Source organism: Bradyrhizobium sp. SZCCHNR1002, assembly GCF_032381435.1.
Classification (GTDB): domain Bacteria; phylum Pseudomonadota; class Alphaproteobacteria; order Rhizobiales; family Xanthobacteraceae; genus Bradyrhizobium; species Bradyrhizobium aeschynomenes.
In genome coordinates this window covers 1,327,176-1,350,546 of sequence record NZ_JAUHIS010000001.1, presented here as the reverse complement: position 1 = coordinate 1,350,546, position 23,371 = coordinate 1,327,176, and the positions used below count along the sequence as shown (strand labels likewise).

Annotated in this window: 23 protein-coding genes; 18 read left to right on the top strand and 5 right to left on the bottom strand. The window is 66.2% G+C overall.

All coding sequences use genetic code 11. The features are described from left to right. Nucleotides 1–130: 130 nt before the first annotated feature. The gene (locus QX108_RS06050) at nt 131–2,452 is read right to left on the bottom strand and encodes a lytic transglycosylase domain-containing protein (protein ID WP_315780453.1); all 2,322 of its coding nucleotides are present in this window, start codon (nt 2,450–2,452) and stop codon (nt 131–133) included. A gap of 355 nt (nt 2,453–2,807) precedes the next feature. On the opposite strand from QX108_RS06050, the gene dapA reads away from it, so the two are divergent. The 4 genes from dapA (at nt 2,808) to QX108_RS06030 (ending at nt 5,390) form a co-directional block, all read left to right on the top strand. After that, entirely contained in the window at nt 2,808–3,698 is an 891-nt protein-coding gene (gene dapA / locus QX108_RS06045) for a 4-hydroxy-tetrahydrodipicolinate synthase (protein WP_315780455.1), read from the top strand. 56 nt (nt 3,699–3,754) lie between these two features. Beyond that, nucleotides 3,755–4,171 (top strand): large conductance mechanosensitive channel protein MscL, encoded by a 417-nt coding sequence (mscL, locus tag QX108_RS06040; protein WP_315780457.1) that lies wholly within the window; start codon nt 3,755–3,757, stop codon nt 4,169–4,171. Nucleotide 4,172: 1 nt separating this feature from the next. Continuing rightward, the gene (gene smpB, locus QX108_RS06035; RefSeq protein ID WP_015666386.1) at nt 4,173–4,646 is read left to right on the top strand and encodes an SsrA-binding protein SmpB; all 474 of its coding nucleotides are present in this window, start codon (nt 4,173–4,175) and stop codon (nt 4,644–4,646) included. 162 nt (nt 4,647–4,808) lie between these two features. Next, a complete protein-coding gene (locus tag QX108_RS06030) occupies nt 4,809–5,390 on the top strand; it encodes a peroxiredoxin (protein ID WP_315780459.1) in 582 nt (193 codons plus the stop codon). Between the two features lie 140 nt (nt 5,391–5,530). Here QX108_RS06030 and QX108_RS06025 read toward each other — a convergent pair whose 3' ends face one another. Together QX108_RS06025 and QX108_RS06020 are read right to left on the bottom strand one after the other, a co-directional pair. Further along, nucleotides 5,531–6,235, bottom strand: a complete 705-nt coding sequence (locus tag QX108_RS06025; RefSeq protein WP_315780461.1) for a uracil-DNA glycosylase — start codon at nt 6,233–6,235, stop codon at nt 5,531–5,533. After that, on the bottom strand, nt 6,216–6,866 hold the full coding sequence (locus QX108_RS06020; RefSeq protein WP_172114031.1) for an NYN domain-containing protein: 651 nt from the start codon (nt 6,864–6,866) through the stop codon (nt 6,216–6,218). Before QX108_RS06020 ends, QX108_RS06025 begins: the two co-directional genes overlap by 20 nt. A gap of 347 nt (nt 6,867–7,213) precedes the next feature. On the opposite strand from QX108_RS06020, the gene rpoZ reads away from it, so the two are divergent. From rpoZ to QX108_RS05965, 11 genes are all read left to right on the top strand, one after another. Further along, nucleotides 7,214–7,606 carry a DNA-directed RNA polymerase subunit omega gene (gene rpoZ / locus QX108_RS06015; RefSeq protein WP_006612728.1) on the top strand — a complete coding sequence of 131 codons (393 nt, stop codon included), beginning with the start codon at nt 7,214–7,216 and terminating at the stop codon, nt 7,604–7,606. A gap of 167 nt (nt 7,607–7,773) precedes the next feature. After that, nucleotides 7,774–10,080 (top strand): bifunctional (p)ppGpp synthetase/guanosine-3',5'-bis(diphosphate) 3'-pyrophosphohydrolase, encoded by a 2,307-nt coding sequence (locus tag QX108_RS06010; protein ID WP_315780463.1) that lies wholly within the window; start codon nt 7,774–7,776, stop codon nt 10,078–10,080. An 82-nt stretch (nt 10,081–10,162) separates the two neighbouring features. Then, complete coding sequence (locus QX108_RS06005) at nt 10,163–10,930, top strand: pyridoxine 5'-phosphate synthase (protein WP_172114033.1); 768 nt, start codon at nt 10,163–10,165, stop codon at nt 10,928–10,930. Further along, nucleotides 10,927–11,346 (top strand): holo-ACP synthase, encoded by a 420-nt coding sequence (gene acpS / locus QX108_RS06000; protein WP_172132729.1) that lies wholly within the window; start codon nt 10,927–10,929, stop codon nt 11,344–11,346. Before QX108_RS06005 ends, acpS begins: the two co-directional genes overlap by 4 nt. A 285-nt stretch (nt 11,347–11,631) precedes the next feature. Continuing rightward, nucleotides 11,632–12,393 (top strand): signal peptidase I, encoded by a 762-nt coding sequence (gene lepB / locus QX108_RS05995; RefSeq protein ID WP_172114035.1) that lies wholly within the window; start codon nt 11,632–11,634, stop codon nt 12,391–12,393. Then, nucleotides 12,390–13,484: a ribonuclease III gene (rnc, locus tag QX108_RS05990; RefSeq protein ID WP_315780465.1), complete on the top strand. Its 1,095-nt coding sequence runs from the start codon at nt 12,390–12,392 to the stop codon at nt 13,482–13,484. Before lepB ends, rnc begins: the two co-directional genes overlap by 4 nt. After that, complete coding sequence (gene era, locus QX108_RS05985; RefSeq protein WP_172114037.1) at nt 13,474–14,400, top strand: GTPase Era; 927 nt, start codon at nt 13,474–13,476, stop codon at nt 14,398–14,400. Before rnc ends, era begins: the two co-directional genes overlap by 11 nt. 2 nt (nt 14,401–14,402) lie before the next feature. Continuing rightward, complete coding sequence (locus QX108_RS05980; protein WP_172183877.1) at nt 14,403–14,783, top strand: hypothetical protein; 381 nt, start codon at nt 14,403–14,405, stop codon at nt 14,781–14,783. Between the two features lie 152 nt (nt 14,784–14,935). Further along, the gene (gene recO, locus QX108_RS05975; protein ID WP_172183879.1) at nt 14,936–15,682 is read left to right on the top strand and encodes a DNA repair protein RecO; all 747 of its coding nucleotides are present in this window, start codon (nt 14,936–14,938) and stop codon (nt 15,680–15,682) included. Nucleotides 15,683–15,701: 19 nt separating this feature from the next. Then, nucleotides 15,702–16,688, top strand: a complete 987-nt coding sequence (locus tag QX108_RS05970; protein WP_315780469.1) for a glutathione S-transferase family protein — start codon at nt 15,702–15,704, stop codon at nt 16,686–16,688. A gap of 18 nt (nt 16,689–16,706) precedes the next feature. After that, nucleotides 16,707–17,117 (top strand): ACT domain-containing protein, encoded by a 411-nt coding sequence (locus tag QX108_RS05965; RefSeq protein ID WP_315780580.1) that lies wholly within the window; start codon nt 16,707–16,709, stop codon nt 17,115–17,117. A 22-nt stretch (nt 17,118–17,139) separates the two neighbouring features. Here the strand turns inward: QX108_RS05965 and QX108_RS05960 are convergent, their stop codons facing one another. Beyond that, nucleotides 17,140–18,198 carry a LysR family transcriptional regulator gene (locus tag QX108_RS05960; protein ID WP_315780471.1) on the bottom strand — a complete coding sequence of 353 codons (1,059 nt, stop codon included), beginning with the start codon at nt 18,196–18,198 and terminating at the stop codon, nt 17,140–17,142. 152 nt (nt 18,199–18,350) lie between these two features. On the opposite strand from QX108_RS05960, the gene QX108_RS05955 reads away from it, so the two are divergent. The 3 genes from QX108_RS05955 to QX108_RS05945 all read left to right on the top strand — a co-directional run bounded on the left by QX108_RS05955 (nt 18,351) and on the right by QX108_RS05945 (nt 22,557). Further along, nucleotides 18,351–20,012 (top strand): acetolactate synthase large subunit, encoded by a 1,662-nt coding sequence (locus QX108_RS05955; protein WP_315720528.1) that lies wholly within the window; start codon nt 18,351–18,353, stop codon nt 20,010–20,012. Nucleotide 20,013: 1 nt separating this feature from the next. After that, nucleotides 20,014–21,615, top strand: coding sequence for an FAD-binding protein (locus QX108_RS05950; RefSeq protein ID WP_315780473.1), 1,602 nt, complete (start codon nt 20,014–20,016; stop codon nt 21,613–21,615). 318 nt (nt 21,616–21,933) lie between these two features. After that, complete coding sequence (locus QX108_RS05945; RefSeq protein ID WP_315720526.1) at nt 21,934–22,557, top strand: glutathione S-transferase family protein; 624 nt, start codon at nt 21,934–21,936, stop codon at nt 22,555–22,557. A gap of 3 nt (nt 22,558–22,560) precedes the next feature. On the opposite strand, the gene QX108_RS05940 is transcribed toward QX108_RS05945, so the two are convergent. Continuing rightward, nucleotides 22,561–23,349, bottom strand: coding sequence for an IclR family transcriptional regulator (locus tag QX108_RS05940; protein WP_315780475.1), 789 nt, complete (start codon nt 23,347–23,349; stop codon nt 22,561–22,563). Nucleotides 23,350–23,371 lie beyond the last annotated feature (22 nt).

The window sequence follows — 23,371 nt, the reverse complement described above, 5'->3', positions numbered from 1 at the left end:
AGGGACTAGGGAGTAGCGAATCGCGGTTGACTGGCCATCCACATCCAGTCTCGCTACTCGCTACTCGCTACTCGCTACTCGCTACTCGCTACTCGCTACTCGCTACTCGCTACTCGCTACTCGCTACTCGCTACTCCACCACCGCGCCGCGGCGCAGGTCGGCCTCGATCTGCAGCCGCGAGCCGCCGCCGAAGCGGGCGCGATAGACCTGCAGATTTTCCATCACGCGCTGCACGTAATTGCGGGTCTCCGCGAACGGGATCAACTCCACCCAGTCGACCGCGTCGACCTTGGGATCGCGCGGATCGCCGTAGCGCTCGACCCATTTCCTCACGCTGCCGCGGCCGGCATTGTAGGCTGCGAAGGTCATGATGTACGAGCCCCGATAATCCTCGAGCAGGCCGCCGAGTTCGGCGGCGCCGAGCTGGGCGTTGTAGACCGGATCGGTCTTCATCCGGTTGAGATCGAAGCTGACGCCGGCGCGCTTGCAGACGTAGCGGCCTGCGTCCGGCGTGACCTGCATCAGCCCGTAAGCCTGCGCCGGCGACACCACGGCCTGGTTGAAGGCGCTCTCCTGGCGCGCGATCGAGAAAATCACGCTCTGCTCGACCTCCGGTCCGATCGACCGGAACGCCGGAATGCCGCTGACCGGATAGGCGTAATGATCGAACGGCAGTCCGCGATTGAGCGCGGCCTTGCCGACCAGCAGCATCGCCCGAGCGTCGCTGTTTCGGCCGGCGATCTCGGCCAGCCCCACCAGCACGTCCGGATCGCCATTGTCGCCCATGTCGGCGAACATCGGAATTGCGACCTCGCCCTCGTCGAGCTCGTAGAGCAGCTGCACGGCGCGGACCACCTCCAGCCGTTCGACGCCGCGTCCGCGGCCGGTCGGCGCAGCGTTGAGGCCGAGCTGCGGCAGGCCGAGCTTGGCCCGCGCGAGCTGCCCGTAATAGCTCGTCGACTGCTCGGCCGCCGAAGTGTAGGCCGCGCGCGCCTCCTGCATGCGGCCCATCGCCTCTGCGGCGCGGCCCTGCCAATAGCCGGCGCGGGCCAGGGTCGTCGGGTTGACGCTGCCGACGCCGATGCGGGCGAAGTGCTGGGCAGCCGTCGCCGGATCCTTCAGGAAACGGAGCGCGATCCAGCCGGCGGTGAACTCCTGCTCGGTCTTGTAGATGTCCCGGCTCGGCAGCGCGGCGTCGCGGGCGATCAGATAGGCGCTGCGGTACTCGCCGGTGTCGATCATCTTGCGCGCCAGCAGGCGGCGCTCGATCCACCATTCGTCCAGATTGTGCAGACGGCCGGGATCCTTGGGTGCGCTCAGCATCAGCTGCGCCGCATCCGTGAAATTCTCGTCCCGCCTGAGCAGCTGGATGCGGCTGAAGATGTAGCCGGCGTCGCCATGCAGCTCGCGCGGAACGGCGTCGAGCAGAGCGCGGCTGTTGGCGGCCTTGCGATAGGTCGCGATCCGCGCCTTGGCCAGGGCCAGGTGCCCCGAGCCGAGCCGCCGCGCCGCGCGCAGCGCGGCCTCGTGCTCGCTGCCGTACAGCAGCGTGTCCATTCGCGCCTTGTGATCGCCACCGGAGAGCAGCGCGCCGAACTGGTTGAGAATGTTGTTCTCGGTGTCCTCCGACATCGCATCGTTGCGCCAGGCCTCGCGCACCAGGCGCTCGGCATTGGCGCGGTCGCCGCGATTGAGCATGACGCGGGCGAGCGCGAACCGGCCTTTGGCCGAGAGCGGCGATTCGTTCTCGAACCAGGACCACACCACGGCGTCGTCGCGCTTGTCGTCCCACAGCGCAGCCTCCAGGCGGCGGCGCAGGAAGCTCTGCGACGGCCAGCTCGGATTGGCGGTGATGAAGGCGCGATAGCGCTCGACGGTGGCGTTGTTGTTGTCGCTGCGCAGGATCACCCATTCGGCGAGCTTACGCGCCACGGGATCCGAGATCGCCTGTTCGACCTGGGTGGCGTCCTCGGGCTTGCGCTTGCGCACCAGTTCGATGACGTTTTCGAGCGTGTCCTTGTCCGATTGCGAGGTCGCCGACGTCGCCGCAATCGCGGCCGGTGCGATCGGCTTCCGGGAGGCGGGCAGGGCGGCGTGCTGGCGCGGCGGCAGGCTCGGGGCTGCCGCAGCGCTCGGCGTGATGTCCCTGGGGCCGGTCCGCGGCGGCTCGACGGAGCCCTTGGCGTGGGGCTTGGTGTCGGACTTGATGTCGGACTTGGCCTCGGCGCGGGCGTCGGCCTTGCTCCTGGTTTCGGTGCTCTCTTTGGCTACGGTACCGGGAGCCGCGTGACGGGCGATCGGCCGCGCCTTCGGCAGCGGAACCTTGTCCTTGGCCAGGGCGATGTCTCCGCCAAGCGCAAGCCCGAGCGTCAGGCTGGCGGCCAGGAACACCGAGAGAGACACCGACAGGGCGGTCGATCGCAATGCGGCGGCGCGGGCAGAAGAGGGCACGGCGTTCCTTTGCGGCGGATGACTTCGATCCCTGACGATCTTGGTCTATCGAAAAGGTGAACAAATACTAAATGTACGGGGGATGGTTGCAACCTGCGCCAACACCGCGGCGAAATCACGACCGAAGGGCGGCGCTGCGGCCCTGCGACGCGGGCTCGGACGGTTCCCGACAGGCAGTCAGGCGCGTCGCGGGGGCGATGGCGTTACGGCACGCGGCGGGCGGGCGCGGCGATTCGGCCGGCATGCATGCCTGTTGAGAAGGCAGCCGACACCAGGGCGGGCCTTCCGCCTTGTGTCCAGACCCGGTATGAAGTGCGCTTCGCTCTGGGGCAACGCGCGTTTGGGAGGGAGTTTCATGGCAGCCAAGACGAATTTCCGAGGCTCTTTCACCGCCTTGGTGACCCCCTTCAAGAACGGCTCCGTGGACGAGGCGGCGTTCCGCAGCCTCGTGAACTGGCAGATCGACGAGGGCACCAACGGCCTGGTGCCGGTCGGCACGACGGGCGAGAGCCCGACATTGAGCCATGACGAGCACAAGCGGGTGGTCGAGTGGTGCATCGCCGAGGCCAAGGGCAGGGTGCCCGTGGTGGCCGGCGCGGGCTCCAATTCGACCAAGGAGGCCGTCGAGCTCGCCCAGCATGCCGAGAGGGCCGGGGCCGATGCGGTGCTGGTGGTGACGCCGTACTACAACAAGCCGACGCAGGAAGGCCTGTATCAGCATTTCAAGGCGATCAACGATGCGATCGGCATTCCGATCATCATCTACAACATCCCGCCGCGCTCGGTGATCGACATGTCCGTCGACACCATGAAGCGGCTGTATGATCTGAAGAACATCGCTGGGGTGAAGGACGCGACCGCCAGCATGGTGCGCGTGTCGCAGCAGCGCGCGGCGATGGGCGAGGATTTCAACCAGCTGTCGGGCGAGGACGCCACCATCATCGGCTACATGGCCCATGGCGGCCATGGCTGCATCTCGGTCACGTCGAACGTTGCGCCGCGGCTGTGCGCGGAGTTCCACAAGGCCTGGCAGAAGGGCGATGTCGCCACCGCGCTGAAGATTCACGACAAGCTGATGCCGCTGCATACCAATCTGTTCATCGAATCCAATCCGGCGCCGGTGAAATACGCACTCTCGCTGCTCGGCAAGATCGAGGAGAAGCTGCGGCTGCCGATGGTGCCGGTGTCGGAGCCGACCCGGGTCGCGGTGCGCGATGCCATGGTTCACGCCGGATTGATCAACTGATCGAGCCACTCGATCGCGACCGAGAGTTTTCTTGCAAGTCTGAGGGGGATGCAGGCATGTTGAAGGAATTCCGCGAATTCGCCATGAAGGGCAACGTCGTCGACCTCGCGGTCGGCGTCATCATCGGTGCGGCGTTCGGCGCCATCGTCAACTCGCTGGTCGCCGATGTCATCATGCCGATCATCGGCGCGATCACCGGCGGCCTCGACTTCTCGAACTACTTCATCCCGCTGTCCAAGGCGGTCAATGCAACCAATCTGGCGGATGCGAAGAAGCAGGGCGCGGTGCTGGCCTATGGCAGCTTCCTGACGCTGACGCTCAACTTCTTCATCGTCGCCTTCGTGCTGTTCATGATCATCCGCGTGATGAACCAGTTGAAGCGGAAGCAGGAGGCGGCGCCCGCCGCTCCGGCGAAGCCCACAGCCGAGGTCGAGCTTCTGACCGAAATCAGGGATCTCCTGAAGAAAGCCTGACGTGGCCGACAAGAACGAGCCCAAGATCACGGTCGCCGCCGAGAACCGCAAGGCGCGGTTCAACTATGCGATCGAGGACACCATCGAGGCCGGCATCGCGCTGACCGGCACCGAGGTGAAGTCGGTCCGCAGCGGCAAGTCGACGATCGCGGAATCCTACGCGGATTCCCGCGACGGCGAGATCTGGCTGATCAACGCCAACATTCCCGAATATCTGCAGGCCAACCGCTTCAACCATGAGCCGAAGCGGCCGCGCAAGCTGCTGCTGCATCGCAAGCAGATTAACAAGCTGATGGGCGCGGTCGACCGCGAGGGCATGACGCTGATTCCGCTCAAGCTCTATTTCAACGAGCGCGGACGTGCCAAGCTGCTGCTCGCGGTGGCCAAGGGCAAGAAGCTGCACGACAAGCGCGAGAGCGAGAAGAAGCGCGATTGGGGCCGCGAGAAGGGCCGTCTGCTGCGGGCGCGCGGGTAACGCGGCTTTAAAGCATGATCCGGAAAAGTGCGCAGCGGTTTTCCGAAAAGATCATGCGCAAACAACAACCTAAAGCGCGATGACGTTTCATCCTGATCTCATCGCGCTTTAGCCTTCGCCGCGCTCTCCTCAGGGGGACGCCCAGGCCAGGGAAGCGATCCGATGAATCAGAAGAACCTGTTGAACGTCGATTGGAGCCTCATTCCGGCGCCGACCGATGACGGTGCAGCCGATCATCTCGTCGGGATGACCATTCCGCCGCTCAGTCTGCGCGCGACCGACGACAGGCTGGTGACTCTGTCGGATCTGGCGGGCCGTAGCGTCGTGTTTGCCTATCCGCGCACGGGCGAGCCCGGCAAGGTGTCCCTGGTCGAGGATTGGGACATGATTCCGGGCGCGCGGGGATGCACGCCGCAAGCCTGCAGCTTCCGCGACCTGTTCGGCGAGCTGAGGGCGGCGGGTGCCGCCCATGTGTTCGGCCTGTCGACGCAGAGCAATGCCTACCAGACCGAAATGGCCTCGCGCCTGCATCTGCCGTTTCCGGTGCTGTCGGACGACAGGCTCGCGTTGACCAACGCCCTGCGCCTGCCGACCATGGAGATCGCCGGACTGACCATGATCAAGCGTCTGGCGCTGATCATCGACGATGCGCGCATCGCGCATGTGTTCTATCCGGTGTTTCCGCCCGACCGCAACGCGGGCGACGTGCTGGCGTGGCTGAAGGACAACCGCGCCAGCGTCTGAATTTCAGGTCGTTCGCCTTCGACGCTGCGAGTGCGGCATACTCGGTCATTGCGAGCCAAGCGAAGCAATCCAGAGTCCAGGGCGCGGCCCCTGGATTGCTTCGCTCGCAATGAAAAAGGCTCCGATTTGGTCGAGGTGAACTAATCCAGATCCGCCTTCACGCGCGCGAACACGGCGTGGAACATCTCGGTCGTGAGCACGCCGGTGTTCGTATTGTAGCGCGAGCAGTGATAGCTGTCGTACAGCCGGATCCCGCCCGCCTGATGTACGGCGCCGTGGGCGAAAGGGGCGGCGGCGGCGCGCAGGCCCAGCAGCTTCAGCAGCGTGTCGTGCGAGATGCGGCCGAGCGCGACGATGCTGCGCAGGCGCGGCATCGCGGCGATGCTGGCGCCGAGGAAGCTGCGGCACTGATTGATCTCGGCCGGCAGCGGCTTGTTCTGCGGCGGCACGCAGCGCACCGCGTTGCTGATGCGGCAATCGACCAGGGTCAGCCCGTCGTCGGGACGCGCCTCGAAGCGCCCCCGGGCGAAGCCGTAGTGGAGCAGCGTGCCATAGAGCAGCTCGCCGGCATAGTCGCCCGTGAACGGTCGGCCGGTACGGTTTGCGCCCTGCAGCCCCGGCGCCAGGCCGACGATCAGCAGGCGTGCGCCCGCATCCCCGAACGACGGCACGGGCGCATTGAACCATGACGGCTCGCGCGCCCGCTGGGTGTTGCGGAAATCGACGAGACGGGGGCACAGCGGACAGTCGCGGTCGGGATCGGTCGGATGTGCTGCCGAGAGAGGTGTGTCCGGATCGGCCCTTCGGGCGCCGCGCGTGACCGTCCTAGTCCTCGAAATCGTCATCGTTGGACGTGGTGGTGGTCGTGGGCGTGCGCGCGGCCGGCGCGGTCGAACGTTGCAGGAACTGCGGCGAGTGATGGCGCGGCTCGCGCGGGGCAGGGCGTTCGGACGGGTCGCGGCCGAGCTTGGACTGCAGTTCGACCAGGTCGGTGAAGACGTCGGCCTGGCGGCGCAGCTCGTCGGCGATCATCGGCGGCTGGCTCGAGATGGTCGAGATCACGGTGACGCGAACGCCGCGGCGCTGCATCGCCTCCACCAGCGAGCGGAAGTCGCCGTCGCCCGAGAACAGCACCATCTGGTCGATGTGCTCGGCGAGCTCCATGGCATCGACGGCAAGCTCGATGTCCATGTTGCCCTTGACCTTGCGCCGGCCGCTGGCGTCGATGAATTCCTTGGTCGCCTTGGTGACGACCGTATAGCCGTTGTAGTCGAGCCAGTCGATCAGCGGGCGAATCGACGAGTACTCCTGATCCTCGATGATCGCCGTGTAATAGAACGCGCGAAGCAGCGTGCCGCGGCTCTGAAATTCCTTGAGCAGGCGCTTGTAGTCGATGTCGAAGCCGAGCGTCTTGGCCGTTGCATATAGGTTGGCGCCGTCAATGAAGAGCGCAATCTTGTTGGTCGAAGATGACATTCAGTGTCTCGCGTTCAGTTAGATTCTATTTTTGGCGCGGCTCCACTCGGCCGCGCATTCCATTTCAAGATACTGCCAAGGTGTTGGCGGTCCGTCTGGTGTGAGGTTACCGCAAACAGGAGTGATCGGGGCAACAAAGGCGCAGTTGTGACGACGTAATGAAGCGTTTTCTTGTCCAAGGCCCGAATTCCGCGGGTCCGGATGGAGCGCCAGTCAAGGTTGCCGAATTCGGTACTCCTTGCACCTTGCCGGACCCTGACGCCAGTTTGGCCTTGCGAAAACCGGCCAGTCTCTATACCTAGCCCAGCATAATCAGCATATTAAGCACACAAAGGACCGGAGCGACAATGGCGCGCGTCACTGTGGAAGATTGTATTGATAAGGTCGACAACCGGTTCGACCTGGTCCTCCTGGCCGCGCATCGCGCGCGCATGATCTCGTCGGGATCACAACTTACAATTGATAGAGATAATGACAAGAATCCCGTTGTGGCACTCCGGGAAATTGCGGATTCGACCATTTCTCCCGAGGATCTGAAGGAAGAACTGGTGCATTCGCTGCAGAAGTTCGTCGAAGTGGACGAGCCGGAGCCGGATACGGTGCCGCTGATCGGTTCGGCCGGTGCGAGCGTCGATGCCGACGACACCGAGGTCGCGGTCGAGCGCATGACCGAAGAAGAGCTGCTGAAGGGCCTCGAGGGGCTCGCTCCGCCGGAGGAGCAGCCGGAAGAGGACGAGTGACGACGCGACGAAGGTTCGCGCGCACGGATTAACTTGTGAGAATGTGAAGGCCCGGACCTCGTCCGGGCCTTTGCATTTGAACGTGATTCCGTGATTACCTCAGGGGCGCGGCGCGCGCCCGCGATCCGGCGGATTCGGTCACGAAGATAAAGGTTTAGTCATTTTCCATGGTGGTTGCAGGCCACACTCCTCAGCAGATGCAGGCGGCGGCCGAATCGGCCGCGTTGGCGCCTCCGCCGCCGGCCGAGCGGCCGCGTCCGCAGAAGCCGCGCTCGCGCATGATGCGGCAATACGATCTGGTGGAGCGGGTCCGCTCCTACAATCCAGATACTAACGAGGATCTCCTCAACCGGGCGTACGTGTACGCGATGAAGGCGCATGGGTCGCAAACCCGCGCGTCGGGCGACCCGTATTTCACCCATCCGCTCGAGGTCGCGGCCATTTTGACCGACCTCAAGCTCGATGATGCCACCATCGTCGCCGCGCTGCTTCACGACACGATCGAGGACACCGAGGCGACCCGCGCCGAGATCGACCGCTTCTTCGGACCGGAGATCGGTGCGCTGGTGGAGGGCCTGACCAAGCTGAAGCGGCTGGAGCTCGTCTCGCGCGAGGCCAAGCAGGCCGAGAACCTGCGCAAGCTGCTGCTGGCGATCGCCGACGACGTGCGTGTATTGCTGGTGAAGCTCGCGGATCGCTTGCATAACATGCGCACCCTCGAATTCGTGCCCGAGGCCTCGCGCCGGCGCATTGCCGAGGAGACCCTCGACATTTATGCACCGCTTGCCGGGCGCATGGGCATGCAGGAGATGCGCGAGGAGCTCGAGGATCTGTCGTTCCAATCGCTGGATCCGCAGGCCTACAGCGTCGTGAAGCAGCGGCTCGATGCCCTGGCGGATCGCAACCGCAACCTGATCGGCGAAATCGAGAGCCAGCTCGCGCGCAAGTTTCGCGATCATGGCCTGACCGCCCGCGTGTTCGGCCGTCGCAAGCGCCCATTCTCGATCTGGACCAAGATGGAGCGCAAATCGATCGGGTTCGAGCAGCTGTCCGACATCTTCGGGTTTCGCGTCATCATGCCGGACCTGGAGTCCTGCTACCGCGCGCTCGGCATCGTGCATACGACGTGGCCGGTCGTGCCGGGCCGCTTCAAGGATTACATCTCGACGCCGAAGCAGAACGACTACCGCTCGATACACACGACCGTGATCGGTCCGGGCAAGCAGCGCGTCGAGCTGCAGATCCGTACCGAGGACATGGACCAGATCGCCGAGCTCGGCATCGCCGCCCACGCCTTCTACAAGGACGACATCGGCTCGCCGACGGAACTCTTGAAGCGCGAATCGAACGCCTTCGCCTGGCTGCGCCACACCATCGGCATCCTCTCGGAAAGCGCCAATCCGGAGGAGTTTCTCGAGCACACCAAGCTCGAGCTGTTTCACGACCAGGTGTTCTGCTTCACGCCGAAGGGCAAGCTGATCGCGCTGCCGCGCCACGCAAACGTGATCGACTTCGCCTATGCCGTCCACACCGACGTCGGCAACAGCGCGGTCGGTTGCAAGATCAACGGCAAGTTCGCCGCGCTCTCCTCGGAGCTGCAGAATGGCGACGAGGTCGAGGTGCTGACCTCGGATGCGCAGTCGGCGCCGCCGTCGGCCTGGGAGACGCTGGCCATCACCGGCAAGGCGCGGGCCGCGATTCGGCGCGCCACCCGCACCGCCGTGCGCGATCAATATGCGGGGCTTGGCCGCCGCATCGTCGAACGCCTGTTCGAGCGCACCAAGCTCGAATATGCCGACGACAAGCTCAAGGGCGCGCTGCCGCGCCTGGCGCGGGCCTCGATCGAGGATGTGATGGCCGCGGTCGGCCGCGGTGAGATCAAGGCGTCCGACGTCGCCCGGGCGATGTACCCGGACTACAAGGAAGAGCGCGTCGTCCGCTACGGCGCGAAAAAGACGGCTGCGCCGGCCAGCGCGCCGAAGGCCGCGGCGGCGCCAACGGCGGAGCCCCATCGCGGTCCGTTCGCGATCCCGATCAGCGGGCTGAATTCCGGCCTGCCGGTGAAGTTCGCGCCCAATGGCGGCGCCGTGCCGGGAGACCGCATCGTCGGCATCGTGACGCCGGGCGAGGGGATCACGATCTATCCGATCCAATCGCCGGCGCTGAAGGATTTCGAGGACGAGCCGGAGCGCTGGCTCGACGTCCGCTGGGACGTCGACGAGACCACGCCGCAGCGCTTCCCGGCGCGCATCCGGGTCGAGAACGTCAACGAGCCCGGCAGCCTCGCCCAGGTCGCGACCGTCATCGCCGAGCATGACGGCAACATCGACAACATCAGCATGAGCCGGCGCTCGTCGGACTTCACGGAGCTTACCATCGATCTCGAGGTCTACGACCTCAAGCATCTCTCGGCCATCATCAACCAGCTGCGCGCCAAGACCATCGTCGCCAGGGTCGACCGGGTGAATGGCTAATCTGCGGGTTTGACCGCAGCGTTTCCTGCGGCGATGCGTTAAACCAGCAATCTCCGTTTCGAGAACTCTGCGAGCCCCGTCGATGTCCCATCCTCCGAAGCTGCGCCTCGGCGTCAATGTCGATCACATCGCGACGCTGCGAAATGCCCGCGGCGGGCGCATTCCGGATCCCGTGCGCGCGGCGCTGCTGGCCATCGAGGCGGGCGCGGACGGCATCACCGCGCATCTGCGCGAAGACCGGCGTCACATCCGCGACGACGACATGGCCCGCCTCAAGGCCGCAATCTCCAAGCCGCTGAATTTCGAGATGGCGGCCACCGAGGAGATGGTGCGGATCGCGCTGGCCACCCGGCCGCACGCCTGCTGCCTGGTGCCAGAGCGGCGCGAGGAGCTCACCACCGAGGGCGGCCTCGACGTCGTCGGCCAGCACAACGCGCTGGCGCCCGCGATCGCCCGACTGGGCGAGGCCGGCATCCGGGTGTCGCTGTTCATCGCCGCCGACCCGGCCCAGATCGAGATGGCCGCACGCCTGCGGGCGCCCGTCATCGAGATCCACACCGGCGGCTGGTGCGACGCCATCACCGAGGGCCACGCGGACAAGGCGGCCGCAGAGTGGGAGCGGATCGTGGCTGGCGCCCGGCTGGCCCGGTCGGCGGGGCTGGAGGTGCATGCCGGCCATGGCCTGGACTATGCGACCGCCGAGCGGATCGCGGCGCTGCCGGAGATCGTCGAGCTCAACATCGGCTACTTCATGATGGGCGAGGCGCTGTTCGTGGGCCTCGCCGAGACGGTCCGGGCGATGCGCGCGGCCATGGATCGCGGCCGTGCGCGGCTGGGGACGGCAGCATGATCATCGGCATCGGCTCCGACCTGATCGACATCCGCCGCGTCGCCGAGGTGATGGAACGGCACGGCGAGCGCTTCCTGAACCGGATATTCACCGCGGCCGAGCGCGCCAAGGCCGAGCGGCGGGCCAAGAACGAGAAGATGGTGATCGCCACCTATGCCAAACGCTTCGCCGCCAAGGAGGCCTGCGCCAAGGCGCTCGGCACCGGCATCCGCCAGGGCGTGTGGTGGCGCGACATGGGGGTGGTGAACCTGCCCGGCGGCCGGCCGACCATGCAGCTCACCGGGGGCGCCGCCGAGCGCCTGAAGGCGCTGACGCCGGCGGGACACGAGGCCCGCATCGATCTGTCGATCACCGATGACTGGCCGCTGGCACAGGCTTTCGTCATCATCTCGGCGGTGCCCCAGGCAACGTCCTGAAGCCGCCCGGCGCGTGCCGAAAACAAAAATGCAATCGATTCCAGGGGCTTATGTAGTTTTGATGCGGCCCTTGATTGCGCGGCTGCGCGCAGTCGTCTAAAACCCCGCTCAAATCGAATGACTGCACCATGGGCGGATTCTGGGTCAAACCGGAGTTGGCCTTGACCACCAGAATCAGGACAGACTCCCTTAAGCCGCGGAACGATACGTTGTTCGCGGACGGAGGGGTGTTATGCAACGGCTGGCGAATCGTCGGACCATTCGCCCAGGGACAGTGAAAGAGCGATGAGCGTGACCTCCGGAACCAAGACTGAGAGCGGCCTCGGGGAAACCGTTCGGGTCGTCGTTCATGCCCTCCTGATCGCACTGGTGATCCGCACCTTCCTGTTCCAGCCCTTCAACATCCCCTCCGGATCGATGAAGGCGACGCTGCTGGTCGGCGATTATCTGTTCGTCTCGAAATACTCGTACGGTTATAGCCATTTCTCGATCCCGCAGTCGCCGAACATCTTCTCCGGCCGCATCTTCGGCTCCGAGCCGAAGCGCGGTGACATCGTGGTGTTCCGGCTGCCGAAGGACACCGAGATCGACTACATCAAGCGCGTGATCGGTCTGCCCGGCGATCGCATCCAGATGCGTGACGGTCTGCTCTACATCAACGACGTGCCGGTCCAGCGCGAGCGCCTGAAGGATTTCGTCGGCGAGGACCCCTGCGGCACCGCCGATTCCATCGCGCGCGTGAAGGCCTGGAAGGAGACGCTGCCCAACGGTGTCAGCTACGAGACCTTGGATTGCTTCGATCACGGCCCTTACGATAATACGGACGTCTACACCGTGCCGCCCGGCAACTTCTTCATGATGGGCGACAACCGCGACAACTCGACCGACAGCCGCGTGCCGTTGGCGGTCGGCTACGTCCCGTTCGAAAACATCATCGGCCGCGCCCAGATGATCTTCTTCTCCATCAGGGAAGGCGAGCATGCCTGGGCGTTCTGGCGCTGGCCCATGTCCATCCGTTGGGAACGTCTGTTCAAAATCGTGCGATGATCGACGACTCACACGATATCCAGACCACGCAGGCCGCTGCGGCGAGCCCGCAAACCGGTGCGCGCGCCCTCGAAGCCGCGCCGAAGGCCGCGTCGCGGCCGAAGCCTGAGATGAAGGCAGAGCCCAAGAACGACGCCAAGCCTGACGCTAAGCCTGACGCCAAAGCTGAAACCAAGATCGAGCCGAAGCTGGAAGCCAAGGCGGAAGCGAAGACCGAGCCGAAGGTCGATGGCGGCGGCGAGCCGCCCGCCGGGATCATCCTGAGCGGATCGGACATCGCTGCACCGGCTGCGGAGACCGATCCCGAAACGGCGCCTCGCAGCAAGAAGGGCAGCCGCCGCGCCAAGAGCCCCGGAGCCGGGGCTGCGAAGAGCGCCAAGGCCGCCGAGAAGGCGGCCAATGCTGCGATCGAGGCACGCATCGGCCACCGCTTTTCGGACCCGTCGCTGCTCAGCACCGCCTTCACCCATGTCTCGGCGCTGAAATCCTCCAAGAAGCGCGGTGACAGCTACCAGCGGCTCGAATTCCTCGGCGACCACGTGCTCGGTCTGATCGTCTCCGACATGCTGTATCGCTCGTTTCCCAGTGCCGACGAGGGCGAACTGTCGAAGCGGCTCGCCGACCTCGTGCGCAAGGAAAGCTGTGCGGACGTCGCCAAGTCGCTCGGTCTGCTCGACGACATCAAGCTCGGTGCGGTCGGCGCCGGCGCCGGGGCGCGGCTGCGCAAATCGGTGCTGGGCGATGTCTGCGAGGCGGTGATCGGCGCGATCTTCCTCGATGGCGGCTACACGGCCGCCGCAGGCTTCGTCGAGCGCAACTGGACCGAGCGCATGCACAAGCCGCGGCGTCCGCTGCGCGACCCGAAGACGGTGTTGCAGGAGTGGGCCCAGGGCAAGGGCCTGCCGACGCCCGTCTATCGCGAGGTCGAGCGCACCGGCCCTCATCATGATCCGCAGTTCCGGGTCGCCGTCGATCTGCCGGGCCTGGAGCCGGCCGAAGGCATCGGCGGCTCCAAGCGCGCGGCAGAAAAGGTAGCGGCATCCGTGATGATCGAACGTGAAGGCGTCAGCGGCGGCAGCAATGACGGCTGAGCAACAGGCCGTGCGGGGGGCCGATACCCGTTGCGGTTTCGTCGCGCTGATCGGCGCACCCAACGTCGGCAAATCGACCCTCGTCAATGCGCTGGTCGGATCCAAGGTCACGATCGTCTCGCGCAAGGTGCAGACGACGCGCGCGTTGATCCGCGGCATCGTCATCGAGGGCGCCTCGCAGATCATCCTGGTCGACACGCCCGGCATCTTCTCGCCCAAGCGAAGGCTCGACCGCGCGATGGTGACCACCGCCTGGAGCGGCGCGCATGATGCCGATCTCGTCTGCGTGCTGCTCGACGCCAAGAAGGGCATCGACGACGAGGCGCAGGCCATCATCGACAAGGCGGCTTCGGTCGCTCACGAGAAGATCCTGGTCGTCAACAAGGTCGACCTTGTGCCGCGCGAAAAGCTGCTGGCGCTGGTGGCCGCGGCCAACGAGAAGCTGTCCTTCGCGCGCACCTTCATGATCTCGGCAATCTCGGGCGACGGCGTCGACGATCTCAGGCGGGCGCTGGCGGAGATGGTGCCGCCCGGTCCGTTCCATTATCCCGAGGACCAGATGTCGGACGCGCCGATGCGTCACCTCGCGGCCGAGATCACCCGCGAGAAGATCTACTCGCATCTGCATCAGGAGCTGCCGTATCAGTCCACGGTCGAGACCGACAGCTGGACCGAGCGCAAGGACGGCTCGATCCGGATCGAGCAGACGATCTTCGTGGAGCGCGACAGCCAGCGCAAGATCGTGCTCGGCAAGGGCGGCGCGACGATCAAGTCGATCGGAGCGCAGTCGCGCAAGGAGATCGCCGAGATCACCGGCGTGCCGGTGCACCTGTTCCTGTTCGTGAAGGTGCGTGAGAACTGGGGCGACGATCCCGATCGTTACCGGGAAATGGGGCTCGAGTTCCCCAGGGAATGACGATGAGCGTGCCGCGCAACGTGTTGTGGTTCGAAGTGCTGCTCTACATCTCGCTGATGTTGGATTCGCTCTCGGTTGCCGTGTCGGACCGGACCCCGACCTTCGAGCGGACCGAGAGCATGATCACGACCGAGACCATTCTCAACGGCGTGGTGATCCTGCTGCTGTTCTATTTCGTCTATCTGGCGGCTCAGCGCCGCAAGAATTGGCCGCGCTGGGTGCTGCTGGCGGCGTTGGTTCTGTCGAGCATCTCGCTGGTGCAGGTCATCGGCCTGAAGGGCATGACGCTCGACGCCGGCATCGAGGTGATTTCCTGCGCGCTGACGACGATCGGGCTGTACTACTCGTTCACCGGCGACGCGCGCGGCTGGTTCGACGCCTGATGGCGGGAATGTAGGCAGGCCACGCGCAGCGTGTCCGGCTTCGCTCGCAAGGACGGGTGTTTGCGGAAGCATGGCGTGCAAGCTACGTTGTCCGCCGACGCGCAATGGGCGCTTGGGTTTGAGCGCCCTGGATAGTAGAGACGACTTGCCCGATGGAATGGACCGATGACGGCATCGTGCTGGGCATCCGGCGGCACGGCGAATCCTCCGCCGTGCTGGAGCTGTTGACGCGCGAGCATGGCCGCCACCTCGGGCTCGTTCGCGGCGCCAGCGGCAAGCGCATGCGGCCGGTCCTGCAGCCCGGCAACACCGTGCGAGCGGTGTGGCGCGCGCGGCTCGACGAGCATCTCGGCATGTACGCGATCGACGGGCTGACCTTGCGCGCGGCGGAGCTGATGTCGGCGTCGCACGGCGCCTATGGTGTGACGCATCTGGCATCGCTTGCACGGCTGCTGCCCGAGCGCGATCCGCATGAGGACATGTATTTTCGGCTCGAACACGCGCTGAATGATTTCGACGACGCCGGCGGCGCCGCCGTCCACATCGTGCGGTTCGAACTCGCGATCCTGGCGGAACTCGGTTTCGGGCTCGATCTGGAATCCTGCGCAGCAACCGGCGAGACCACGGACCTTGTCTATGTATCGCCGAAATCCGGCGGCGCCGTCTCGCGTAGCGCCGGTGCGCCCTGGGCCGACCGGTTGCTGCCGCTGCCGCCCTTCCTGCGTGAGAGCGAGGAAGACCATGGCTGGTCCGACCAGGACCTCGTCGACGGCTTCCGCCTGACCGGCCTGTTCCTGCTGCGCCACGTGCTGGAGCCGCGCGGGCAGGGCCACTCGGATGCCCGCGAGGGCTTCATCAATGCGGTCACGCGGGCCAGGGCACGGCTGGCGCGGGCATGAGCCCGGAGGAGAAAGCATCATGGGACTACTCGTCGACGGCGTGTGGCACGATGTCTGGTACGACACCGCAGCCTCCGGCGGCCGTTTCGTGCGCAAGGATTCCGCCTTCCGCAGCTTCGTCACCGCGGATGGACGTCCGGGGCCCAGCGGTCGCGGCGGCTTCGAGGCGGAGGCCGGGCGCTATCATCTCTATGTCAGCCTGGCCTGCCCATGGGCGCACCGCACCCTGATCACGCGCGCGCTGAAAGGCCTCGACGCCTTCATCTCGGTCTCGGTGGTGCACTGGCTGATGCGCGAGCAGGGCTGGACGTTTGCCGGCGGCCCCGGCGTCGTGGCCGATGACATCAATCACGCGCAACTTCTCCATCAGGTCTACACCGCGGCCGATCCACGCTACTCCGGCCGCGTGACCGTGCCGGTGCTGTGGGACAAGGCGCAGCGGACGATCGTCAACAACGAATCGTCCGAGATCATCCGCATGCTCAATTCGGCCTTCGACGGGATCGGTGCCAGGCCCGGCGACTACTACCCGGAGGCGCTCCGCGACGAGATCGACGCGATCAATGCGCGCGTCTACGACACGCTCAACAACGGCGTCTACAAATGCGGCTTCGCCACCACGCAAGCCGCCTATGAGGAAGCAATCGGCCCACTGTTCGCGACGCTCGACTGGCTCGAGCAGCGGCTGTCGACGCGCCGCTTCCTGCTCGGCGATGCCATGACCGAGGCCGACATCCGGCTGTTCACGACGCTGATCCGCTTCGACGCGGTCTATGTCGGCCACTTCAAGTGCAACATCCGCCGCATCGCCGACTATCCGCATCTGTCGGCCTACACGCGCGATCTCTATCAATGGCCCGGGATCGCGGCCACGGTGAACTTCCAGCACATCAAGGGGCACTATTACGAGAGCCACCGCACCATCAATCCGACCGGCATCGTTCCGGTCGGACCGGAGCAGGATTTCGCCGCGCCGCATGGCCGCGAGCGGCTCGCCAAATCCTGACGGGTCATGGCAGGCGAGATGGAAGGAGAGCGTCACCTCGGCGCTTTGCTGCTGAACATGACGCCCGAGTTGCGGGATGGCGTCTTCGTGTTCTGCTGCCTCTCTCCCGCCGAGGCGCCTCCCGCCGCACTGACGCCGCTGATGCTGTTTCGGGAGCGTGAAGGCATCACGCTGATCGTACGGCGTGAGGAGGCCGAGCAGGCCGGGCTGACCTATCAGTTCGCCGCCCGCCTGATCACGCTGTCAGTGCACTCCGCGCTCGACGCGGTGGGCTTCCTCGCCGCCGTGACCACGGCGCTGGCTGCCGCCGGCATCAGCGTCAATGCGGTCTCGGCCTTCCACCATGATCACCTGTTCGTACCCGAAGCGCAGGCCGAGCAGGCGCTGCGGGTTCTGCAGGAGGTATCGCGCAGCGCCGCCGGACCATGATGGCGCAGCGTCAGTAGCCCGGTCAGGCTTTGCCCCTGGTCTGATTGCGCGACCGGCGGCGTGCGGGCGCGCCCGGCTTCTTGCGTGGGCCCGGCCGAGACCGAGGCGCGTTGCGCGCGGCGCGGGGCGCGGGTGGCCGGCGCGGTCCGGTCAGCATGCGTGCGGCTTGCGCGCGCACCATGTCCATCAGCATCAGCGCTGCCGGCGATAGAGTGCGGCCCTTCAGGCGCAAAATGCCGAATTGGGCCAGCAGCAGGTCCGATGCGCGAGGCTCGCTCAGCTCGGCCACATTGAGCCGGACCAGCTGCCCTGAGGCGAGCTCGTGGGTGACAACCGCATCTCCTGCAACGAGCACGACGTCCGAGCGCACGGCCATTTGCACCAGCAGGCCGGCGTTCTCGGATTCAAGGGCGACATCAAAGCCGCGTCCAGCTGGCGAAGCGATCAGGTCGTCCAGCCGCCTGCTGAAGTCCGGCGGCAGCGCGACCGAGGCGAAGTGCTGGCCGGCCAGATCGCGGACCGACAGCTGCCGTCGACCCGCCAACGGATGCGCCGGACGACAGTAGAAGAATCCGGGAAGGCTTCCGAGCGGCTCGAGGTCCAGGCTGTCGTCCGCGCGGATGTCGGTGATGTGCGCCAGGAAGAAATCGAGCTTGCCCTGTTGCAGCACGTCCATGAGGGCGCGCCAATTGTCCTGCACCACCTTGATGCGCACGGACGGATGCTCCGAATAGAGCTGTGCCATGGCGTCCGGCAGAAGGGTCAGGCCGGTGAACGCGCCCACGCCCACCGTCACCTGGCCGGCGTCTCCCGAGCGGAGCAGCCTGATCTCGCGGCCGAGATCGTCGGCGCCCGACAGCAGCGAGCGGGCTCGCGCCACCAGCCGCTCGCCGACTGCGGTGATCTCCACCGAGCGCGAGCTGCGGTCGAACAGCCGCATTCCCGCGGCGTCCTCCAACGTCTGCAGGCTTCGGCTCAGGGCCGACTGGGTCACATGGGCGCGCTGGGCCGCCCGGGCGAAATGCCGCTCTTCCGCGAGATAGACCAGCTGCTGCAACTGACGCAACGTGGGCGTGTGCATTGATGATCCCAACTCATTGATCAAGCCATAACAATTCATTGGATTTCTGAGCCGGTCAATCCCACAATGGCACAAACAAATTGCGGGGAACGCCGGAGCGAGGCCGATCAGCTCGCGCTCGAGACAAGGCGTCGCCCTATAAGAGGCTTTTCATGCCCAATGGCGCGCAAGCTCTGATACGGACCCTGGTCAATTCCGGCATTCGGGTCTGCTTCACCAATCCCGGCACCTCTGAGATGCATTTCGTTGCGGCGCTGGATACCGCGCCGGAGATGCGCGCGGTGCTCTGCCTGTTCGAAGGCGTTGCGACGGGGGCGGCGGACGGCTACGCCCGCATGACCGGCATGCCCGCAGCCACGCTGCTGCATCTCGGCTGCGGGCTCGGCAACGGCCTCGCCAACCTGCACAATGCGCGCAAGGGCAAGGTGCCCGTGGTCAACATCGTCGGCGACCACGCCACCTATCATGTTCCCTACGACGCGCAGCTGCAGTCGGACATCGAGACCGTGGCGCGCAACGTCTCGCCGAATTTCGTCTGGACCTCTCAGGTGACATCCGAGCTGTGCCGCGACGCGGTCGCAGCCGTGAAGGCGGCGTGCTCCTGGCCGGGCCAGGTCGCGACCTTGATCCTGCCTGCCGACGTGTCCTGGGGCGAGGGCGGTGTGCCCGAGCCGGCGCCGGTGATCGAGCCGCCGCCGGCGGCCGACGACGCGACCGTGCAGGCCGTCGCCGACGCCATCAAGACGGGCGGCCGCAGCGCGCTTCTGCTCGGCGGCACGGCGCTGCACGAGGAGTCGCTGCTGTGGGCCGCGCGCATTGCCGCGGCCTGCGGAGTGAAGGTCCTCGCAGAGACGTTTCCGACGCGCATGGAGCGCGGCGCCGGCCTGCCGCAGGTCGAGCGCATCGCCTATCTGGCCGAGATGGCGCAGGTTCAGCTCAAGGAGATCGATACGCTGATCCTGGTCGACGCCAAGGCGCCGGTGTCGTTCTTCGCCTATCCGGGCAAGCCGAGCTATCTCCCGCATGACGGCTGCAAGGTCATGACTTTGTCGACGCCGGCGCAGGCCGCCGAATGCAGTCTGGCCCGGCTCGCCAAGGCCCTCGGTGCACAGGGCGCCACGCCGGCGCTGTCGGCGCCATGGCGGCCCGGACGCCCGCGCGGCAAGAAGCTCACGGCGGAGAAGGTCTGCAAGGCGGTTGGCCACCTGCTGCCGGAGAAGGCGATCATCGTCGACGAGGCGATCAGCTCTGGCCTGATGCTGCCGAAATTCACGGCCGGTGCGCCGCGGCACGATCTGATCACCTTGACCGGCGGCGCCATCGGGCAGGGGCTGCCGAATGCGATCGGCGCTGCGATCGCCTGTCCGGACCGGCCTGTCATTGCGCTGATCGGCGACGGCAGCTCGATGTATACGATCCAGTCGCTGTGGACGATCGCGCGCGAGCGGCTCAACGTCACCGCCATCATCTTCAACAACGCCTCCTACTCGGTGCTCAACGTCGAGCTCGAGCGCGTCGGCGCCGAGGAGATCGGACCGAAGGCGAGGGCGCAGCTCGACCTGCATGGTCCCGTGCTGAAGCTCGCGCAGATCGCCGACGGCCTCGGCGTGCGCGCGACCCGCGTCAGCACGCCCGATGAATTCACCTCCGCCCTGAAGGGCGCGCTGGAACGTCCGGGTCCGCATCTGATCGAGGCCATGGTGCCGCCGGCGCTGAGCGGGCTCAAGCTGAAGCTGTTGCCGCATCTGTTGGGATCGCTCGACCGCATGCCGCTGCCGATGGCACGCATGCTCAAGCGCAAGTTGGCGCCGTGAGATGAGCGCGATGCTGCAAGCCGATGTCGTCATCGCCGGCGGCGGCCTCGCCGGCATCGTCACCGCGCTCGACGCGTTGCGCGCCGGCAAATCCGTCGTGATCGTCGATCGCGACACGCCCGAGCGCTTCGGCGGGCTGGCGCTATGGGCGTTCGGCGGCATGGCGCTGGTCGGCACGCCCTTGCAGGCAAGGATGAAGATCCCGGACACGCCCGAGATCGCGCTGCGCGACTGGATCAGGTTCGGCGAGCTCGACGGAACGGAGCACTGGCCGCTGCAATGGGCACGCTATTACGTCGAGCATTCCCGCAGCGAGGTCTACGACTGGCTTTCGTCGCAGGGCGTGACGTTCATGCCCGCCGTGAACTGGGTCGAGCGCGGCCTCAACGGCGACGGCAATGCGCTGCCACGCTATCACATCGTCTGGGGTACCTCGCAGCGGCTCACGCGTGTGATGATCGACGCGATGCGCGCGGCTGACAACGGCGGCAAGCTGACGGTGCTGCATCGGCATCGTGTCGTCAGTCTCGACCGCGCCGGAGGCGCGGTGTCGGGCGTCGTGGCCGTGAACGAGGAAACCGGCGCCGAGATCCGCATCGCCGCGCCGCTGACGGTGCTCGCGATGGGCGGCATCAATGGCAGCCACGCGGAGGCGCGGGCCAACTGGCCGAGGGGACGGCCGCTGCCGGCATCGATGCTCAACGGCGCGCATCCGTTCGCGGACGGCAAGCTGCATCACCATGCGGCCGAGATGCTCGGTGCCGAGATCAGCCACGCCGGCGAGATGTGGAACTACGCTGCCGGCATCCCGCATCCGTTTCCGCATTTCGACGGCCATGGCTTGTCGCTGGTGCCGTGCAAATCGGCGCTATGGCTCAACCATCGCGGCGAGCGCATCGGCCCGGCGCCGCTGGTCACCGGCTTCGATACGCATGACCTCTGCCAGCGCGTTGCGGCGCAAGAGAAACCGTATACGTGGCACCTGCTGAACTGGCGCATCGCCGCCAAGGAGTTCGCGATCTCCGGCGCCGAGCACAATCTGCGCATCCGCGAGCGGCAGATGCCGATGTTCCTCAAGGAGACGCTGTTCGGCAATCACCGCCTGGTCCGGCAGATGCAACGGGAAAGCCGGCATTTCCTGGTCGACGAGACGCTGGCAGGTCTCGCCGCGAAGATGAACGCGCTGACCGGAACTGATGACGTGAAGCCAGAAGTGCTCCAGGCCACCGCCGACGCCTTCGATGCCAACTTCGCCAATGGCGACAAGCTCCACAACGACGATCAGATCCGCCGCATCCTGCACGCGCGACAATGGGGCCCGGACAAGCTCCGCACCTGCAAGCCCGCGCCGCTGCAGGCGCCTGGAGCAGGGCCGTACATCGCCATCCACATGCAACTCATCACCCGCAAGAGCCTCGGCGGCCTCAAGACCGATCTGCACAGCCGCGTGCTCGACGGGGCGGGCGCGCCGATCGGCGGCCTCTACGCCGTCGGCGAAGCGGCCGGCTTCGGCGGCGGCGGCGCCTCGGGCAAACGCTCGCTGGAAGGAACATTTCTGCCGGGCTGCATTCTCACAGCAAGGGCTGCCGTGCGAGCGATGTGAGGAGCGCGGCGACGCCGGGCGATGTTCCGCAAGACAGGCGCGTCGCTCGTGAGCGGCTTGATCTCTCCACACGTCATTCCGGGGCGCCCGCAGGGCGAGCCCGGAATCCATACCCACAGGCCGTCGTTGCTCGGGCGAGATGGCCGTGGGCGTTTATCTCGGCTCCTCAGTCGTGGTTTATGGATTCCGGGCTCGCGCTACGCGCGCCCCGGAATGACGACGGTGAGACAATGTGCGTCATCACGATTTTTTCGCGAGCCCCTGTCGATCCGCTCCCCGCGCGTTCGTCTTCAAGGCATCAGCCAAGGAGACCCCGTCATGAAGATCTACTGGATCAAGGCCCAGGCCCCGCGCCGCGTGCTGGCGCTGGTCAAGCATCTCGGCGTTCCCGCCGAGTTCATCGATATCACGCGTGGCCTGAAGACCTCGGAGTTCGCCTCGCTCAATCCCAACATGAAGGCGCCTGTGCTGGTCGACGGTGACACCGTGCTGTGGGAGTCCACCGCCATCATGGCGCATCTCTGCATCCGCGAGAGCTGCGACATGTGGCCCGCGCGCCATCCGCGGGAGCAGGTCGAGGTGTTGCGCTGGCTGGCCTGGACCGACAGCCATTGGAACCCGGCCGTTGCACCGTTCTACTTCGAGCACATCGTGCGCAAGAATTTCGGCCTCGGCGCGCCGAACCGCGACTCGCTGATCGACAAGGTCGCGCCGCTGAAGAGCTTCGCATCCGTGCTCGACGCGCATCTGCGCTCGCACAGCCACATCGCGTGCGACCGGCTGACGATCGCCGATTTCGCAGCGGCTTCGATGGCGACCGACTGGCGCGAGGCAGAGATGCCGTTCGAGGCATTTCCGAACATCGTGCGCTGGCTCGACAGTCTGATGCGGCTGCCGGCCTGGGCCGAGCCGTGGCCCGAGAAGCAGTCGGCCGCCGCGTAAGCCTCAGGTCTGCACCGTGCCGTGGCCGAGCTGCGTGGAGATCTCGGCCGCGCAGGCGCGCAGGCGGTTGGCGAGCGGCGACTGCCAGCCGGCATCGAAGGTGCCGGCCGGGCCCATCGCGGTGATGACCAGTGCGACATGGCCGGCGTGATCGAACACCGGCGCAGCGAAGGCGTTGACGCCGGGCAGGGGATCGCCGACGGCGCGGGCGAGGCCCTGTGCGCGTACCTCGGCCAGCATCTCCGCGACCTTCGGGCTCTTCGGCGCGCGTTTCGGATTGTAGCCGACGCCGAGATGGTCGAGACCCGCGTCGAGCGCGGCCTTGATCGTCTTCGGCGGCAGGAACGCGGCAAAGGCGCGCCCTGTCGCGGTCTCCAGCAGCGCCATGATCGAGCCGACGCGCATCACGATGTGCACGGCGTGGCTCGGCTCCTCCAGCCGCACCACGGTGGGGCCGTTGGTGCCCCACACCGCGAGCGACACCGCGTGGTCGATCGCGCTCGCGAGCGCTGCGATCTTCGGCGTGGCGATCCGCACCGCCGACAGCCGCCGCAGGCTGATCAGGCCGAGCTCGAGCGCGAGCGGGCCGATCTCGTAGCGGCCGGTGGCCGCGTCCTGCTCGATCAGGCCGATGCGCGAGAAGCTGACGAGATAGGGATGTGCCTTGGCCGGCGGCAGCCCGGCCTCGCGCGCGAGGTCGCGCAGCATCATCGGCTCGCCGCTCCGCGCCAGCGCCTGCAGCAGGGTGCCGCCGACCTCGATCGACTGGATGCCGCGGCTCTCTCTGCCCATGCTGTGATGTCCCTGGTTCGGC